Origin of the sequence: Pseudonocardia adelaidensis (genome assembly GCF_039543345.1) — a bacterium.
GTDB classification, from domain to species: Bacteria; Actinomycetota; Actinomycetes; order Mycobacteriales; family Pseudonocardiaceae; genus Pseudonocardia; species Pseudonocardia adelaidensis.
Map to the genome: position 1 here is coordinate 1 of NZ_BAABJO010000022.1, position 15,956 is coordinate 15,956.

The 15,956-nt window shown below is 72.6% G+C and carries 15 protein-coding genes and 1 pseudogene; 10 read left to right on the plus strand and 6 right to left on the minus strand.

Going from position 1 to position 15,956, the window contains the following annotated elements; all coding sequences use genetic code 11:
• Nucleotides 1-157: 157 nt before the first annotated feature.
• Nucleotides 158-685, minus strand: coding sequence for a hypothetical protein (locus ABEA81_RS25970; protein WP_345607984.1), 528 nt, complete (start codon nucleotides 683-685; stop codon nucleotides 158-160).
• A gap of 82 nt (nucleotides 686-767) precedes the next feature.
• Between ABEA81_RS25970 and ispG the strand changes: the two genes are divergently transcribed.
• Genes ispG through ABEA81_RS25985 form a run of 3 tightly spaced genes read left to right on the plus strand, consistent with a single transcriptional unit; the run spans nucleotide 768 to nucleotide 3,613 of the window.
• Nucleotides 768-1,910, plus strand: a complete 1,143-nt coding sequence (ispG, locus tag ABEA81_RS25975; RefSeq protein WP_345607986.1) for a flavodoxin-dependent (E)-4-hydroxy-3-methylbut-2-enyl-diphosphate synthase — start codon at nucleotides 768-770, stop codon at nucleotides 1,908-1,910.
• Nucleotides 1,911-1,962: 52 nt separating this feature from the next.
• Complete coding sequence (locus tag ABEA81_RS25980; RefSeq protein ID WP_345607988.1) at nucleotides 1,963-2,796, plus strand: GNAT family N-acetyltransferase; 834 nt, start codon at nucleotides 1,963-1,965, stop codon at nucleotides 2,794-2,796.
• 34 nt (nucleotides 2,797-2,830) lie between these two features.
• On the plus strand, nucleotides 2,831-3,613 hold the full coding sequence (locus ABEA81_RS25985) for an SAM-dependent methyltransferase (protein ID WP_345607991.1): 783 nt from the start codon (nucleotides 2,831-2,833) through the stop codon (nucleotides 3,611-3,613).
• 429 nt (nucleotides 3,614-4,042) lie between these two features.
• Here ABEA81_RS25985 and ABEA81_RS25990 read toward each other — a convergent pair whose 3' ends face one another.
• Nucleotides 4,043-4,795, minus strand: a complete 753-nt coding sequence (locus ABEA81_RS25990) for a sulfite exporter TauE/SafE family protein (protein WP_345608249.1) — start codon at nucleotides 4,793-4,795, stop codon at nucleotides 4,043-4,045.
• Nucleotides 4,796-4,887: 92 nt separating this feature from the next.
• Here ABEA81_RS25990 and ABEA81_RS25995 point away from each other — a divergent pair, with 92 nt between their 5' ends.
• The 3 genes from ABEA81_RS25995 to ABEA81_RS26005 all read left to right on the plus strand — a co-directional run bounded on the left by ABEA81_RS25995 (nucleotide 4,888) and on the right by ABEA81_RS26005 (nucleotide 7,403).
• Nucleotides 4,888-5,775 (plus strand): LysR family transcriptional regulator, encoded by an 888-nt coding sequence (locus ABEA81_RS25995; RefSeq protein ID WP_345607993.1) that lies wholly within the window; start codon nucleotides 4,888-4,890, stop codon nucleotides 5,773-5,775.
• A 67-nt stretch (nucleotides 5,776-5,842) separates the two neighbouring features.
• Complete coding sequence (locus ABEA81_RS26000) at nucleotides 5,843-6,619, plus strand: TetR/AcrR family transcriptional regulator (protein WP_345607995.1); 777 nt, start codon at nucleotides 5,843-5,845, stop codon at nucleotides 6,617-6,619.
• A 349-nt stretch (nucleotides 6,620-6,968) separates the two neighbouring features.
• On the plus strand, nucleotides 6,969-7,403 hold the full coding sequence (locus ABEA81_RS26005) for a DoxX family protein (RefSeq protein ID WP_345607997.1): 435 nt from the start codon (nucleotides 6,969-6,971) through the stop codon (nucleotides 7,401-7,403).
• Nucleotides 7,404-7,491: 88 nt separating this feature from the next.
• Here ABEA81_RS26005 and ABEA81_RS26010 read toward each other — a convergent pair whose 3' ends face one another.
• Nucleotides 7,492-8,775, minus strand: coding sequence for an NAD(P)H-dependent oxidoreductase (locus tag ABEA81_RS26010; RefSeq protein ID WP_345607999.1), 1,284 nt, complete (start codon nucleotides 8,773-8,775; stop codon nucleotides 7,492-7,494).
• The gene (gene rfbC / locus ABEA81_RS26015) at nucleotides 8,775-9,323 is read right to left on the minus strand and encodes a dTDP-4-dehydrorhamnose 3,5-epimerase (protein ID WP_345608001.1); all 549 of its coding nucleotides are present in this window, start codon (nucleotides 9,321-9,323) and stop codon (nucleotides 8,775-8,777) included. Before rfbC ends, ABEA81_RS26010 begins: the two co-directional genes overlap by 1 nt.
• 115 nt (nucleotides 9,324-9,438) lie before the next feature.
• Between rfbC and ABEA81_RS26020 the strand changes: the two genes are divergently transcribed.
• The 3 genes from ABEA81_RS26020 to ABEA81_RS26030 are packed head-to-tail and all read left to right on the plus strand — an operon-like array spanning nucleotide 9,439 to nucleotide 12,350.
• A complete protein-coding gene (locus ABEA81_RS26020) occupies nucleotides 9,439-10,068 on the plus strand; it encodes a class I SAM-dependent methyltransferase (protein WP_345608003.1) in 630 nt (209 codons plus the stop codon).
• A 38-nt stretch (nucleotides 10,069-10,106) separates the two neighbouring features.
• Nucleotides 10,107-11,915, plus strand: coding sequence for a penicillin-binding transpeptidase domain-containing protein (locus ABEA81_RS26025; protein ID WP_345608005.1), 1,809 nt, complete (start codon nucleotides 10,107-10,109; stop codon nucleotides 11,913-11,915).
• Between the two features lie 54 nt (nucleotides 11,916-11,969).
• Nucleotides 11,970-12,350, plus strand: coding sequence for a DUF3054 domain-containing protein (locus ABEA81_RS26030; protein WP_345608007.1), 381 nt, complete (start codon nucleotides 11,970-11,972; stop codon nucleotides 12,348-12,350).
• Between the two features lie 28 nt (nucleotides 12,351-12,378).
• Here ABEA81_RS26030 and ABEA81_RS26035 read toward each other — a convergent pair.
• Nucleotides 12,379-13,685 (minus strand): annotated as a pseudogene (locus tag ABEA81_RS26035) (MFS transporter).
• Between the two features lie 451 nt (nucleotides 13,686-14,136).
• Here ABEA81_RS26035 and map point away from each other — a divergent pair.
• A complete protein-coding gene (gene map, locus ABEA81_RS26045) occupies nucleotides 14,137-14,994 on the plus strand; it encodes a type I methionyl aminopeptidase (protein WP_345608011.1) in 858 nt (285 codons plus the stop codon).
• 87 nt (nucleotides 14,995-15,081) lie between these two features.
• On the opposite strand, the gene ABEA81_RS26050 is transcribed toward map, so the two are convergent.
• A complete protein-coding gene (locus ABEA81_RS26050) occupies nucleotides 15,082-15,954 on the minus strand; it encodes an AraC family transcriptional regulator (protein ID WP_345608013.1) in 873 nt (290 codons plus the stop codon).
• Nucleotides 15,955-15,956: the final 2 nt, after the last annotated feature.

Genomic DNA, 15,956 nt, shown 5'->3' on the forward strand with positions numbered 1-15,956 from the left:
GGCGCTCACGACCGACCGGGGACAACGGGGCGTTACGGTGGAGCACGAGGGCCTCCTTGCTCGGTGCAGATGTCGCAATCCACACCGGACCTGGAGGCCCTCCCTCACATCAAGATCATCCCGGTCGTGTCGTTCCTAACCTCTGTGGTCAGTACAGCTAGTCGCCGGCCGCCTGCCCGCTGACCGGCACCCCGCCCACCGTGAACGACAGCTCGCCGAGGTTCATGTCCGGGAGGTGCACCCGGCAGGGGTACACGAGCGCCTCGCCCGGGCTCAGCTTCTTCCGCGCCGGCGCCATCTCAATCGCCACCGGCTGTCCCCGGAACGTGACGTCGTGGGGGCCCAGGGTCGCGTTGTCGACGGTGATCGGCGTGTCGCCGTGGTTCTGGACCAACAGGGTCACGTCCACGCCGCCTTTGATCTTGGTGAGCACCGACATCACCTCGAGGCCCTCGACGTTGACCGTCGGCTGCGCGAACCCGACCGGCGCCACGGGCGCCGACGTCGTGGTCGGGGCGGCGGGTGCGGTGGCGGGGGGCGGTGGTGCGGCGACGTCCGCGGCCCGCGTGCCGGCGCCGGCCAGTGTGGCGCCGACCCATCCCAGCCCGAACGCGACGAGAACCGACACCAGCAGCGCCGGCGAGACGCCGGCGTAGCCCCCGCGACGGTGTGTGGGGTGGCCCACGTCACAATCATATTCCTGCGGGAAGGCGTGGGCCCGGCCACCGCCGGAAGCGGGCCCCGGGGGCGGCGGGGATACTGGGGTCGTGAGCGTCTCACTGGGCATGCCCGCACCGCCCGTCCCGACCCTTGCCCCCCGTCGCAAGACCCGGCAGCTGCACGTCGGGGCGGTGGGCGTCGGATCGGACTTCCCGATCTCGGTGCAGTCGATGACCACCACCCTCACCGCCGACGTCAACGCCACCCTCCAGCAGATCGCCGAGCTCACCGCGGCGGGCTGCGACATCGTCCGCGTCGCGTGCCCGAGCCAGGACGACGCCGACGCGCTGCCGGCGATCGCGAGGAAGTCGCAGATCCCGGTCGTGGCCGACATCCACTTCCAGCCCAAGTACGTGTTCGCCGCGATCGAGGCGGGCTGCGCCGCCGTGCGGGTGAACCCGGGCAACATCAAGAAGTTCGACGACAAGGTCAAGGAGATCGCGGCCGCGGCGAAGGACCACGGCACGCCGATCCGCATCGGCGTCAACGCGGGCTCGCTCGACAAGCGCCTGATGGAGAAGCACGGGAAGGCCACCCCGGAGGCGCTGGTGGAGTCGGCGCTGTGGGAGGCGAGCCTGTTCGCCGAGCACGACTTCCACGACATCAAGATCTCGGTCAAGCACAACGACCCCGTCGTCATGGTCCGGGCCTACGAGTTGCTCGCCGAGTCCTGCGACTACCCGCTGCACCTCGGCGTCACCGAGGCCGGTCCCGCGTTCCAGGGCACGATCAAGTCGGCCGTGGCGTTCGGGGCGCTGCTGCGCCAGGGCATCGGCGACACGATCCGGGTCTCGCTCTCGGCCCCTCCGGTCGAGGAGATCAAGGTCGGCGCGCAGATCCTGCAGTCGCTCAACCTGCGGCCGCGCAAGCTGGAGATCGTGTCCTGCCCGTCGTGCGGGCGGGCGCAGGTGGACGTCTACAAGCTCGCCGACGAGGTCACCGCCGGCCTCACCGGCATGGAGGTGCCGCTGCGCGTCGCCGTCATGGGCTGCGTGGTGAACGGCCCGGGCGAGGCCAGGGAGGCCGACCTCGGCGTGGCGTCCGGCAACGGCAAGGGGCAGATCTTCGTCAAGGGCGAGGTGATCAAGACCGTGCCGGAGCACGCCATCGTCGAGACCCTGATCGAGGAGGCGATGAAGATCGCCGAGTCGGTGGAAGGCGAGGGCGCCCCTCAGGTCACCGTCGGCTGAAGGGGCCGATCCCGTCGTGGGCACGAGCACGAGCGTCTGGCATCGTTGGGGGGTGCTTCGTCTCGCCGGAGCGCGGCTCCTCGACGACCGGGACCGCGCAGGTGTGCGTGCCGTCCTGGACGACGATCCGGTGGCCGCCTGCATGGTCGCCGCTCGCGTCGAGTTGGCGGGTCTCGACCCGTGGCGCCTCGGGGGTGAGCTGTGGGCCGTCGGCCCGCGCTTCGACGGGCTCTGCTTCTCCGGGGCCAACCTCGTCCCGCTGCGCGGTGACCGCGCCGCGCTGCGGAGCTTCGCCGACCGTGCGCGCCGCCACGGCCGCACCTGCTCGTCGCTGGTGGGGCGGGCGGAGCTGGTGCTGCCGCTGTGGGACGACCTCGCGCCGCACTGGGCGCCTGCGCGGGAGGTGCGCGCCGACCAGCCGCTGATGGCGCTCGCCGGGTCGCCCGCCGTCGTGCCCGACCCGTACGTGCGCCCGGTGCACCCGTCCGAGCTGGACAGCTACCTGCCGGCCGCCGTCGCGATGTTCACCGAGGAGGTCGGCATCGACCCGCGGCTGGGCGACGGCGGGGTCGGCTACCGGGCGCGCGTCGCGGAGCTGGTGTCGGCCGGGCGGGCCTTCGCCCGGTTCGAGAACGGCGAGGTCGTGTTCAAGGCCGAGATCGGGGCGTTGTCCGGGCAGGTCGGGCAGATCCAGGGCGTGTGGGTGCACCCGGACCGGCGCGGGCACGGGCTCGGCACCGCCGGCACGGCCGCGGTCGCCGAGCGGCTGGCCGCCATGGGACGGGTGTCGAGCCTCTACGTCAACGGGTTCAACCGGGTGGCGCGGGCCGCGTACACCCGGATCGGGTTCACGCAGATCGGCAGCTTCGCCACCGTCCTCTTCTGACCCACGGGCGGCGACCAGCGATAACGTTCCGCGGGTGAGCATCCACGAGCCGCCCGCGATCGACACCACGGTGGCCCACTCGCCGCGGGTCTGGAACTACTGGCTGGGCGGCGAGGACCACTACGAGGTCGACCGCAGGGTCGGCGACCACTTCCGCCGGATGTTCCCGCCCATCACCGACATCGCCCGTGGGTCGCGCAGCTTCCTCGGCCGGGCGGTGCGGCACCTCGCGGGGGAGGCGGGCGTCCGCCAGTTCCTCGACATCGGCACCGGCCTCCCCACCAAGGACAACACCCACGAAGTGGCGCAGCGGGCCGCGCCGGACGCGCGCGTCGTCTACGTCGACAACGACCCCGTCGTGCTGGCGCACGCCCGCGCGCGGATGCCGGGGGCCACCACGCACATCGACGCCGACCTCCACGACACCGCCCGGATCCTCGACGTCGCATCCAGGAGCCTCGCGTTCGAGCGCCCGGTCGCCCTGATGCTCATGAACATCCTCGGCCACGTCCCCGGGTTCGGCGACGCGCGCCGGATCGTCCATGAGCTGATGTCCGCGCTGGCGGCCGGGAGCTACCTCGTGGTGGCCGACGGTGTCACCGACGGCGGCCCGTTCGACGCGGCTGTCGACATGTGGAACCGGGCGGGGTCGCAGCCCTACGTCCTGCGCACCCCGGAGCAGATCGCGCAGTACCTCGACGGCCTCGAGCTGCTCGAGCCGGGGGTTGTCTCCTGCCCGCTGTGGCGTCCGGAGCCGAGCGGGATCGGTACGGCCGTGGCGGTCGACGAGTTCGGGGCCGTCGGCCGGAAGCCGTAGGGTTTCTCGGCCGCTACCGGACGGGGCCGTCTCAGGCCGCCGGACACGGGTGCGGCACCTCGACCTACCCATTCGTCGAGGTCCTCTGCCGCTTCGAGCGGCTCACGCACCAGGTGGGCGCGCCACCCGCCGTCCGCGGAGCGCAGCCGTCGCCGGAAGCGGGCCTCGGCCGGGGTGAGGCGGTCCCGCGTCGCCGACGCGGACAGGCCGAGCATGTCGCCGATGCGCTGCCAGCTCGCGCCCCCGACCCGTTCGACGACCACGGCGGCGTCGAGGAACCGGCGCGCCGCCACGAGGACCTGTGCGGCGTCGGCGAGCGCGGTGGTGACGTCGTCGATCGGGACCATCCCGCGGGCGAGGTCGGAGAGCTCGCACGCCTCGAAGGACGTCGCGAGCCTGGCCCGGGACACGTCGGCGCAGGTCACGGGCTCACCCGCGCAGGAAGTAGAGGACGGTCATGGTAGCGGCGGTACCGAGCACGACGGCGCGCAGCAGCCCGGCGGGCAGGCGCCGGGCGACGGCGGCGCCCGCGACGCCGCCGGCGACCGCGCCGACCAGCATGCCGACCAGCAGGAGCGGGGCGCGCAGCACGTCGGACGCGCACAGGAACAGCACCGTGGCGGCCACGTAGACGGCCGCGACCTGCGTGACCCGCGTCGGGTTGCTCGCGGCCGGGTCGAGGCCGACCCCGATGGTCCACACGGCGAGCATGAGGATGCCGACCGCGCCCCCGAAGTAGCCGCCGTACACCGAGAGGACGAACTGCCAGGCGAGGACGGCCCGGGGGCCCATGCCGACGGGACGTCCCAGGACGCCGCTCACGGCGCGGAGGGCGTGGCGGCCGAACGCCAGCACGACGGTGGCGAACGCGAGGAGCCACGGCACCGCGGCGTCGAACGACGCCGAGGGCAGGACGAGCAGCAGGACCGCCCCGACCGTGCCGCCACCCGCGCTGGCCGCCGTGAGCGCCCACGTGGCCGTCGCGCCGACGGGCCGGACGTCCCGGCGGTACATCCACGTGCTGGCCAGGGAACCGGGCACGAGGGCGACGGTCGACGCGGCGTTCGCGGTGACCGGGGGCAGCCCGGCGGCTACGAGGGCCGGCAACGCCACGAACGTGCCGCCCCCGCCGACCGCGTTCAGGGCGCCTGCGGCGATCCCGGCCACCAGGACGAGCACCATCGCGGACACCGGCCGAGGATCGCCCGTGGGCGGGGAGATCCACAATGCGCGATCCCCGAATCCAGCCTCAGTCAGCGCCTTAGGCTGGCCGCGTGCGGTACGACCTGGACGACCTGCGGCTCTTCCTGCACATCGTGGCGGAGGGCTCGATCACCGCGGGCGCGCGGCGGATGCACCTCAGTCTGCCTTCGGCCAGTGCGCGGGTCCGGGCCCTCGAACACCACGCCGGGGTGGACCTGCTCGTCCGCGGGCGGCGCGGGGTGCGGCCCACGCCCGCGGGCACCACGCTGGCCCGCCACGCGCGCGACGTCCTGACCCAGGCCGCGCGCCTCGAGGGGGCCGTCGGCAGCTACAGCCGCCGTCCGGCCGCGTCGTTGACGCTGCTGGCAGGCGGCTCCGCGATGTACGGGCTCGTGCCCCGGGCGCTGGTCGCGTTCCTGCGCGAGCACCCCGACACCGACGTCGAGGTCCACGAGAGCCGCACCCCGCACACGCTGCGGATGCTCGCCGACGGCGCAGCCGACCTGGGGGTGGTGATCGACAACGAGGCAGGCGACGGCGGCGTCGAGACCGAGCTGCTCGGCGACGACTCCATCGTCGTGATCGGCCAGTCCGGCGGGATCCTCGCGGGACGGACCTCCCTCGCCTACCGGGAGGTGGCCGAGCACCCGCTCGTCGGGCTCGACGCGGAGTCGTCGCTGCGGCGCTGGATCGAGAAGAACCTCGGCCCGCACGCCCCCGCGGCGCGCTACCGCACGACCGTGGCCGACATCAACGTGCTCGTCGGCCTCGTGGCGGCCGGTGTGGGGCTCGCCATCGCTCCGCGCCGGGCCGTGGAGGGCGACCGGCGGCTGGACGTGTGTGCGCTGCAGGACCTGTGGTCCCGCCGCCACCACCTGCTGGCCTGGGGAACCGCGGAGCGGACGCCGGCGGTGTCGGCACTCGCGGGGAACCTGCGGTCGGCTGCCGCAGCACCATGAGCGTGCTCTACTGTGTACAGCGTACTGCTCGAGTCGTACAACGTATTCAATTCTAGGATGTCCGGCAATGCCACGAGACGAGACGGCGCGTCGGACCGACGGCGGTGCGGCCGTGCGGCGCAGCCTGCAGCTGATGTGGGGCGGCGCGCCCGAGCCGACCCGCGGTCCGAAGCCGGGCCTCTCGGTTGCGACCATCGTGCGCGCGGCGATCGACCTGGCCGACGCCGAGGGGCTCGTCGCGCTGTCCATGCGGCGCATCGCGGGCGCGCTCGGGGTCGGCGCCATGTCGCTCTACCGGTACGTCCCCGGCAAGTCCGAGCTCGTGGACCTCATGGTCGACGAGGTCTACAGCGAGGACATCGCGGACGCGGAGGCCGCCGAGGGCGGATGGCGGCAGCGGCTGGAGGCCTGCGGCCGCCAGGAATGGGCGCTCTACCTCCGGCATCCGTGGATGCTGCAGATCGCGCAGGGGCGCCCGATGCTCGGGCCGAACTCGATGCGCTCCACCGACATCGCACTGCGTGCCATCGACGGCATCGGCCTCTCCGAGGAGGAGATGCTCGGCGCCGTCGTCGTGCTCAGCTCGTTCGTCGCCGGCCTGGCGAAGACCACCATCGAGGCGATGCAGGCCGCCGACCGCACCGGCATCAGCGACGAGGAGTGGTGGGAGATCCAGTCCGAGTACGTCGGGCCCGCGGTGGTGGCGGGCGAGCTGCCGATGCTCACGAAGGTCGGCGAGGCCGGGGCGTTCAACTCGATGTTCGACCACTTCGAGTTCGGGCTCCAGCGCGTGCTCGACGGGCTCGAGGTGCTGATCGAGCACAGGCGGCCGACCGAAGGCTAGACGAGCATCTCCGAATCGATCAGTGGGCCGCCGCCGCCCACCCGATGCGCGGCGATGCCCCGGCGACCCGCGCACGCGCCCCGGCTCGCGTGGGCGAGCCCGCGCGCCTCGGGACGGATGCGATCGACACCCGCCCGTTGCGCCGGGTGCGGGCACCCAACCCAGCCACCCCTCGCCGCGGCGTCGATGCACCGATCCGGTGATCATGTGGGCCCGGATGCGGGAGCGGACACGACGTGCGGCGGCCTCGGGTACGGCGGAGCGGGATCACACGCCGCTGTCACAAAGGCTCGCCTAAGATGAACGCGCAACTGTTCAACGTTCACCTACGCGAGTCGAGGAGACCTCCGTGATCCGTGCGCTCCCCCCGTCCGCCCGCGATGCCGCGCTGCTCGTGGCCCGGCTGCTGCTCGGCGTGGTGCTCGTCGCGCACGGTTGGCAGAAGGTCCTCACCAACGGTCTCGGCGCCACCGCCGAGGGCTTCACGAAGATGGGCGTCCCGCTCGCGCCGGTCTCGGCCGCGTACGCGGGCGTCGTCGAGCTGGTCGGCGGGGCGCTGATCCTCGTCGGCGCGGCCACCACCGTCGTCGGCGTCCTCGTCGTGCTGGACATGCTGAGCGCAGCCCTGATCGTCCACGTCGGGAACGGCGTGCTGGTCACCGACGGCGGCTGGGAGCTCGTCGGCGTGATCTCCGCGGCAGCGCTGGTGATCGCCGCGGTCGGTGCGGGCCGCTACAGCGTGGACCACGCCCTGGCGTCGCGCCGCAGCCCGGCGACGGTCTGAGCGCCCGGCCCCCGAACGCCGGCATGGTGGCTCCACCGGCGGATTCGGCCGGTGAAGCCACCATGCTGCCACTCGAGGGGCAGGGGCCTCAGCCGAAGAGCTTCTCCTGCTCCTCGCGCAGCTGGTCGACCAGGCGCCCGGGGGGCAGCGTGACGTCGGCGTAGGTCAGTGCCTCGTCCTTCGCCACGTCGCGGGTGAGCACGCAGCCCTCGGCCACCCCCATCGGCAGGAGGCGCTCCGCGCGCGTCACCGGGGTGGACTCGGCCACGCCGTAGGTGTCGTAACCACCCAGCCCGTCGAGGGTGTGGCCGGCCTTGAGGTCCTGCTTCGCCGTCGCGACGACGTCCACGTGCGGGCCCGCGGGCGGGGAGAGCGCGGCGTCGGCGAAGTCGACCGCGCGCACCACCGAGTTGGGCACCTCGAAGTGGCACAGGTGGTAGGGCGTGTAGAAGCTGTACAGCGGGCCCTCGCCGAGCTTGTACAGGTTCAGGTAGTGGCGCTGCTTCGGGTCGTCGTGCGTGCCCAGCACGAACACGCCGGGACTCGGCTTCGACTTCACCACGTAGTCGACGATGCCGCCCTTCTCGCGCAGCTCGTCGACGTCGTAGCGACCGGTGAGCTCGTCGACGTGGCCCTCGTGGTCCCAGCCGTTCATGCCGCGCCTGGGCACCGTGAGCCCGAACGCGTTGGCCACGATCGCCTGCTCGAAGGAGATCTTGGTGCCGTCGGCGAAGCTCGTGACCATGTACGGGTCCTGGCCCCACTTCTCGGCGAACACCTTCTGGGTGGTGGGCGTGCGGTATTCGTCCTGGAGGCCCTTGATGTTGCCCGCCACCAGAGGGGTGACCCCCAGGCCCTTGACGAAGCGCATCAGGTTGGCCTGCACGCCCGGCTGGTCGCCGTCACAGCCGGTGAGCACCACGCCCGCGGCACGCGCCCGGTGGGCGAGCAGCGGGCCGACGGTGCCGTCGAGCTCGGCGTTCATCGTGACGATCGGCAGGCCGCGCTCGATGGCCGCGACGGTGACCCGGGCACCGAACTCCACGGCGCCGGTGACGTCGACGACGCAGTCCAGGTGCACGGCCTTGATCAGCTCGAACGCGTCCTCGAGGACGGCCGGGGCACCCTTCTCGATCGCGGCGTCGAGCTCCGTCGCGCCCTCCACCCGCACCGGCTCCACGCCGGCCTCGGCGTAGGCGCGCTCGGCGTTGGCGAGGGTCCGGTTGGCGATCGCGACGAGCCGCATCCCCGGCACCGAGTTCACGATCTGGTTGGCCAGCCCGCGCCCCATGAAGCCCGCGCCGATCATGCCGACGCGGATCGGGCGGTCCTCTGCCTCGCGCCGGGCGAGCGCGGTGTCCAGGATCAGCATCAGCGGGCCTCCACCGAAACTTCGGAGAGCAGCGGCCAGGCGGCGTCCTTCTCCGAGATCACCGCGGGCGGGCGTGGCCACTCGACGCCGATGGCCGGGTCGTCCCACCGCAGGCCGCGCTCCGCGCCCGGGGTGTAGGCGGTGGAGACCTGGTACATCACCTCGGCCTTGTCGGTGAGCGTGATGTAGGCGTGCGCGAAGTTGCGCGGCACGTACATCGCCGTCCGGTTGTCCTCGGTGAGCTCGGCCCCGAACCACTTCAGGTAGGTGGGCGACTCGGGGCGCAGGTCGACGATCACGTCCCAGATCGCGCCCCGGTAGCAGCGGATGAACTTCGTCTCGGCGTTCGGCTCCAGCTGGTAGTGGAACCCGCGCAGCGTGCCCGCCTTGTGGTTGAACGAGATGTTGGCCTGCTCGACCAGCGGTTCGAGGCCCGCGTCGATGAACTCCTGACGGCAGAAGGCCCGCGCGAAGAAGCCGCGGTCGTCCTCCAGGAGCTTCAGGTCGACCAGCGCCGAGCCGGGGAGCGGGGTGGTGTGGATCTGCATGTCGGGAGGCTCGTCCTCTTCACGTCGTCCTTCTGGTCCGCCCGCAGACTAGACCGGGCGGGCGATGCCCCTTCATCCGTCGTCGCCGGCGGTCGTGTTACGGCACCGTGGGGAGATGGCTGCATCGACACCCCCGTCCTGGACCACCGGCACGGTGCCGAACTCCTTCGCCGCGCTGCCGGCCGGGCGGCTCGGCACGCTCGGCGGGCAGCTCATGCGGCTGCTCAACCGGGCCCAGCAGCGCGAGATCGCGCAGCTGCTGGGGCCGCTCGACGGGCTGGACGTCCTCGAGGTCGGCCCCGGGCCGGGTGTGCTGCTCGGCATGCTCGCCCGCACGGCGCGGCACGTCACCGGCGTCGAACCCTCGCGCGAGATGCGGGCGCTCGCGATCCGCGCGCATGCCGGCGCGATCGCGGCCCACCGGCTCGACGTGCGGGCCGGAGACGCGGCCGCCACCGGTCTGCCCGACGCCGCGGTCGATCTCGTCGTGAGCGTGAACACGGTCGCGATCTGGCCCGACCTGGACGCCGGGGTGGCCGAGCTGCGGCGCGTCCTGCGCCCGGACGGGCGGCTCGTGCTGAGCTGGCACGGCGGGGAGCGGCCCGCCCGCACGGCCCGCGCGCTCGTGCTCCGCGAGGAGCTCCTGCACCGCATCGAGGATGCGCTGCGCGCCCGCTTCCGCGACGTCCGACGCACGCTCACCCGCCGGTGCACGGTCTTCGAGGCCCGCGACACGGCCGGGTGAAGCCCGGCGGCGTCGGGGCCCATCGGCATACTCGCCCCGTGCCGCGCGCCCGCCCGATCACCGCCCTGGCCGCCGTGCTCGGCGTGCTGCTCGCCGCAACGGGCTGCGGTCTCCTCACCGACACCGGGCCGGAGGACACCGCCACGGCGTTCCTCGCGGCGTGGTCGGCGGGCGACGACGCGCGCGCCGCCTCCCTCACCGACGACCCGGCCCGCGCTGGTGAGCTGCTCGCCGCCACGCGCAAGGCGCTCGCCCCCGAGGGCCTGGCCGCCACCCTCGGCCAGGTCCGCACCGACGCCGACGGCGCCACCGCGGCCGTCGACGTCACGTGGCAGCTCGGCAGGCAACGCAGCTGGCACTACCTCGGCGAGCTGGAGCTGAGCCCGGCACCCGACACGGAGGAGGGCTGGCGGGTGCACTGGGCACCCACCGTGGTGCACCCCGACCTTGCTGCGGGCCAGCGGCTCGCGCTGCGCACCGACGAGCCATCTCCGGCACCGGTGGTCGACCGGTCCGGGGCGCCGCTGCTCGCGGCCACCACGGTGGTGGCCGTGCTGCTGGACCGGCGCGCCACGGGCGACCTGCCTGCGGTCACGGGTGCACTCGCCGCGGCACTGTCCCCGTTCGACCCGCGGATCACCCAGGCGTCCATCGCCGACGGTGCCGCCCGCACCCCCGACGGGCAGGCCTACACCGTCGCCGTGCTGCGGGAGACCGACTACGCCCAGGTCAAGACCGCCATCCACCACCTGCCCGGGGTCCGGTTCACCACGTCGGAGCGGCTGCTCGCGCCCAACTCCGACTTCGGACGGCAGGTGCTGCCCGGCGTCCGGGACGAGACCGCGGAGCAGCTGGAGGGCGTGCCCGGGTGGTCCGTCTCGATCGTCGACGGCAGCGGCGACTCCGTCCGCACGCTCGCCGAGCAGGCGCCGCAGCCGGGCACCACCGTGGCCGTCGGGATGGACCGCACGATCCAGTCCGCCGCCGAGGACGCCGTGGAGCCGGTGGTGCAGCAGGCGATGCTCGTGGCCGTCTCGGCGTCCACCGGCGATGTGCTGGCCGTGGCGCAGAACCCGGCCGCCGACGCCGAGGGGCCGCTCGCGCTCACCGGGCGCTACCCGCCGGGGTCCACGTTCAAGGTGGTCACCGCCACGGCCGCGATGGCGGAGGACGGGGTCACCGTCGACACGCCCGTCGCGTGCCCGGGCACCACGGTGATCGGCGGGCGGCTGGTGCCCAACGCGGGCCGGTTCGACCTCGGCACGGTCCCGCTGCTCACGGCCTTCGCCCACTCGTGCAACACCACGTTCGCGCAGCTCGCGGTGCAGCTCGACCCCGGCGCCCTGCCGGCGGCCGCGCTGCGGCTCGGGCTGGGAGCCGACTACGCCGTCCCGGGCGTCGCCACGATCACCGGCTCGGTGCCGGCGTCCGCCGAGGAGGTGTTGCGGGCCGAGAACGGGTTCGGGCAGGGGCAGGTGCTCGCGAGCCCGTTCGGGCTCGCGCTCGCGGCCGCGGTGGTGGCGCGCGGCGAGCCGGTGGTGCCCCAGCTCATCCGGGGACGACCCACCGAGGTACTGGTCCCCGCCACCGCGCCCGACCCGGCGGCGCTCGCGCCGCTGCGATCGATGATGCGCGCGGTCGTCACGGACGGCACGGCCACCGCGCTGGCGGGCCTGGGGGAGGTCTACGGCAAGACCGGCACCGCGGAGTTCACCGCCGACGGCCGGGCCCACGGCTGGTTCATGGGCTACCGGGGCGACGTGGCCTTCGCCGTGCTCGTCGTGGACGGGGCATCGTCCACGCCCGCCGTGCAGGTCGCGCAGCGCTTCCTGTCCGCGATCGGCTGAAGCGTGTCGTGCGACACCAACGGGGGTCTTGCCCCGGCGCTTACGCTGGATGCCATGTCGCCCCGGCGGATACCCGCGCTCGCGATCGTGGCAGACGTCGTCGCCGTCGTGGTGTTCGCCGCCATCGGCCGGATGAGCCACGCGGAACCCGACGACGTGCTCGGCCTCCTCGCCACCGCAGCACCGTTCCTGGTCGGCGTCGCGGCGATGTGGGTCACCCCGGTCGTGCGCGCCAACCCCATCGGGATCGGGGCCACCCTCACGGTCTGGGCGGGCACCGTCGTGATCGGGCTGCTGGTGCGGGCCGGGTTCACCTGGAGCCTCCCGCTCAGCTTCGCCGTCGTCACCGCCGTCGCCCTCGGCGTGCTGCTGATGGGGTGGCGCGCGCTGTCGGCCGCCGTGTCGCTACGGGCCCGCCAGCGCGCCCTGCGCTGACCCGATCAGCCCGGGGACGCCCCGAGACTCACGGCCCGCCGCGCTCCGCCGACGTCTCGGCGGGCTGGCGCGCGGGGTTGCTGCGCCCACGCAGCGTCAGCATGACGACCCCGGCCAGCAGCAACGCCACCGCCAGGACGATCGACGTCGACAGGAAGCTGCCGCCGCTCAGGTCCTGCAGGGCGCCGCCGACGTACGGCCCGACGAACCCGCCCAGGTTGCCGAGTGCGTTGATCAGACCCATGGCGGCGCCCGCCAGCGCCACCGGCATCGCGCGGGACGCACTCGCCCAGAACGGGCCGTCGTAGGCGAGCGCCCCCGCCATCGCGAAGCTGATCAGCAGGATCGACAGCCACGGGATGTCGCCGAGCAGGATCGACGCCACCAGTGCGACCGCGGCGATGGCCATGGGCAGCATGACGTGGAAGGCGTAGCGGCCGTTGCGGTCGGCGGCGTGCGCGTTCAGGTAGAGCCCGACGATCGCGAAGATGTACGGGATGGCTGTGACGAAGCCGACGAGTGTCGAGCTGCCCCCGGTGATGGTCGTGACGACGTGCGGCAGCCAGAGGTTCAGGCCGTAGAAGCCCACCTGGATCAGGAAGTAGACCACGACGAGGCGCCAGACGACGCTGCTGCTGAACACGGTGCGGAGACCGGCGGCAGGCGGCGCGTCGGCCTCGTCCCGGGCGAGCCCCGTCTCGATGTACTCCCGCTCGGACCGGGACAACCACTTGGCGTCGGCCGGCCGGTCGGTGATCAGGAGGAACCAGAGCGGCGCGGCGATCACGAACGGGAAGACACCCTCGACGAAGAACAGCATCCGCCAGTCGGACCAGGACAGGATCCAGCCCGAGAGGGGAGCGGTGATGATCGAGGAGATCGCGATGTTCATCATCCACACGCCGTAGGCGCGTGCCCGCTCACGCGCCGGGAACCAGTGGCTGATGAGGACGAGGATCGCGGGCCAGATGCCCCCTCCGCCACGCCGAGCAGGAATCGGACGACGAGCAGCTGTTCGAAGTTCTGCACGAGCCCGGACACGACCGCGAAGACACCCCAGACGAGAATCATGATCCCGACGAACTTCTTGGCGCTCCAGCGCTCGGCGAGATGCCCGCCGGGGATCTGCAGGAACAAGTAGCCGATGAAGAAGATGCCACCGGCGAGGCCCTGCTGGGCCTTGTTGATGCCCAGATCGGTGCCCAGGCCCGCGAACGCGAATCCGTTGTTCGTGCGGTCCATGAACGAGATGATGTAGACGATGATCGCGATGGGAATGATCCGCCACCATCGCGCGTTCCCGACGTTCCTGACATTGCCTGCGATGTCAGCCATCGCTGGACCTCCTGTACCCGGCCGACGTTGGCCGCTGCCTGCTCGGGCGGCAGGTGGTCCGGCGGGCCGGGCGGGGCCGCTCCTCTCGTCGTGCGGCCCGGTTGTGTCCCGGTCCGGTGACTGCGTCGTTCCCTTCGGTCGTCGTTCCCTTCGGTCGCCCGATGGGGAATTGCTCGATTCGTCCCCCCGGGTCAGATGCCGCCCTGCGCGCCGCTTACCCGATGCTCGCGCGAATGAACCCGATACTTCTGCCTGTCCTGCCGGTCAGATGGCAATCATCGGGATTGCCCTTTCTGCGGCTTTTGTTCTGCCGGTGCGGAGCCTGGTCGACGTCGACGCAGTGCCTCGATCGGCATCGGTGCCGAGCCGGATGACCATTGCGCGGAGCCCGTGGACGTCACCGGGTGAGCGACCCGCTCCGGGGTCGCGCGGGCCTGCCTAGACTGGCGCCATGCCCGCCCGTACGCTGCTCGCCCCCGGTACCGTGTCGCCGATCCGGCCGGTGCCCGCGCACATCGCCCGCCCGGAGTACGTCGGCCGGAAGCGCCCGGAGCGCAACACCGATCCGTGGGTGCAGACGCCCGAGGTGATCGAGCGCATGCGGGTGGCCGGGAAGATCGCCGCGCAGGCGCTCGAGGCCGGCGGAAAGGCGGTGGCGCCCGGCGTCACCACCGACGAGGTCGACCGGGTGGTGCACGAGTTCCTCGTGGCCCACGACGCCTACCCGTCCACGCTGGGCTACAAGGGCTTCCCCAAGTCGTGCTGCACCAGCCTCAACGAGGTGATCTGCCACGGCATCCCGGACTCCACGGTCATCCAGGACGGCGACATCGTCAACATCGACGTCACCGCGTTCATCGGCGGCGTCCACGGCGACACCAACGCCACGTTCCTCGCCGGGGACGTGAGCGAGGAGGACCGCCTCCTCGTCGAGCGCACCCGCGAGGCCACCATGCGGGCGATCAAGGCCGTGCGCCCGGGCCGCGAGCTCAACGTCGTCGGCCGGGTGATCGAGTCGTACGCCAAGCGGTTCGGCTACGGGGTGGTGCGCGACTTCACCGGCCACGGCATCGGCCGCGCGTTCCACAGCGGCCTGGTCGTGCTGCACTACGACGAGCCCAGCGTCGACACCGTGCTGGAGCCTGGCATGACGTTCACGATCGAGCCGATGATCACGCTCGGCTCGATCGACTACGACATCTGGGACGACGGCTGGACGGTCGTCACCAAGGACCGCGCCCGCACCGCGCAGTTCGAGCACACCGTGCTGGTCACCGCCGACGGGGTGGAGATCCTCACGCTGCCCTGATCGGATGACGTCCTGCGCCAGGCGCACATTGGAGCCAATAGCGCTGTTCTGCAGCCGCTGTGAGTGCAGTACGGCTCCACGGTGCGGTCAGGCCTCCCGGTGGGCGGCTCGGTACTCGCTGGGGCTGCAGCCGTGCACGGTGCGGAACTGCCTCGAGAAGTAGAACGCGTCCGCGTAGCCGACGGCCTCGGCGATGTCGCCGATGTCGCGGGACGAGGTGATGAGCAGCTCGCGGGCCCGGGCCATCCGCAGCCGTTTCGTGTACTCGACCACCCCGCCGCCGGTGGCCGCGCGGAAGAGCGCCGAGAAGTGCGAGGGGGACAGGCCCGCCGTGCGGGCGAGCTCGGCGACGCTCAGCGGCTTGGCGAAGTTGCGGCGCAGGTAGTCCTGGGCCTGGCGCACCGGCTCGGTGCGCTGGCGCCCGCCCGCCACCACGTCGGCGGCCAGCTGGGCGAGCAGCGCCCACCCGGCGCCCGCCGCCGAGATCAGGCTGGGGAGCGTCTCGTCGCGTTCGAAGCAGGTGATGGCGTCGTCGATCGTCGCTACGGCCCGGTAGGCGTCGTGCAGCTCCACGAGGACCTCCCGCTCGTCCGGAGCGATGACGGCCAGCAGCTCCGGCACCTGGGTGCCGGCCGCGTGCAACCACCAGATCGTCCATGGGCGGTCCGGGTCGGCGAGGTAGACGTGCGGCCGGCCGGGCGGCACCACGAGCGCATGGCCCGGCCCGACGACGGTGGTGCGGCCGTCGGTCTCGCAGCGCCCGTTCCCGTCGACGCAGACGATCACGATCGCTTCTGGAGCGCCTTCCGCCCGACGTCGGCCGTGGTTCGCGGCGCGGGGGAAGTAGCCGGCGTCGGTGACGAGCAACCCCGACGTCGGCGGCCTGCGCAGGGCCGACGCGACGAGCGGCCGGGGGAGCACGCGCAGCCGCTGGCCGGGGAAGCCGTCGGGCAGGAACACCG

What these genes read in the sequence shown, in the direction of transcription:
- ABEA81_RS26020 (WP_345608003.1), top strand. Translation starts at nt 9,439, where the DNA reads ATGGCTGCATCGACACCCCCGTCCTGGACCACCGGCACGGTGCCGAAC.
- ABEA81_RS25990 (WP_345608249.1), bottom strand. Translation starts at nt 4,795, where the DNA reads ATGGTGCTCGTCCTGGTGGCCGGGATCGCCGCAGGCGCCCTGAACGCG.
- rfbC (WP_345608001.1), bottom strand. Translation starts at nt 9,323, where the DNA reads ATGCAGATCCACACCACCCCGCTCCCCGGCTCGGCGCTGGTCGACCTG.
- ABEA81_RS26030 (WP_345608007.1), top strand. Translation starts at nt 11,970, where the DNA reads ATGTCGCCCCGGCGGATACCCGCGCTCGCGATCGTGGCAGACGTCGTC.
- ABEA81_RS26000 (WP_345607995.1), top strand. Translation starts at nt 5,843, where the DNA reads ATGCCACGAGACGAGACGGCGCGTCGGACCGACGGCGGTGCGGCCGTG.
- ABEA81_RS26010 (WP_345607999.1), bottom strand. Translation starts at nt 8,775, where the DNA reads ATGCTGATCCTGGACACCGCGCTCGCCCGGCGCGAGGCAGAGGACCGC.
- map (WP_345608011.1), top strand. Translation starts at nt 14,137, where the DNA reads ATGCCCGCCCGTACGCTGCTCGCCCCCGGTACCGTGTCGCCGATCCGG.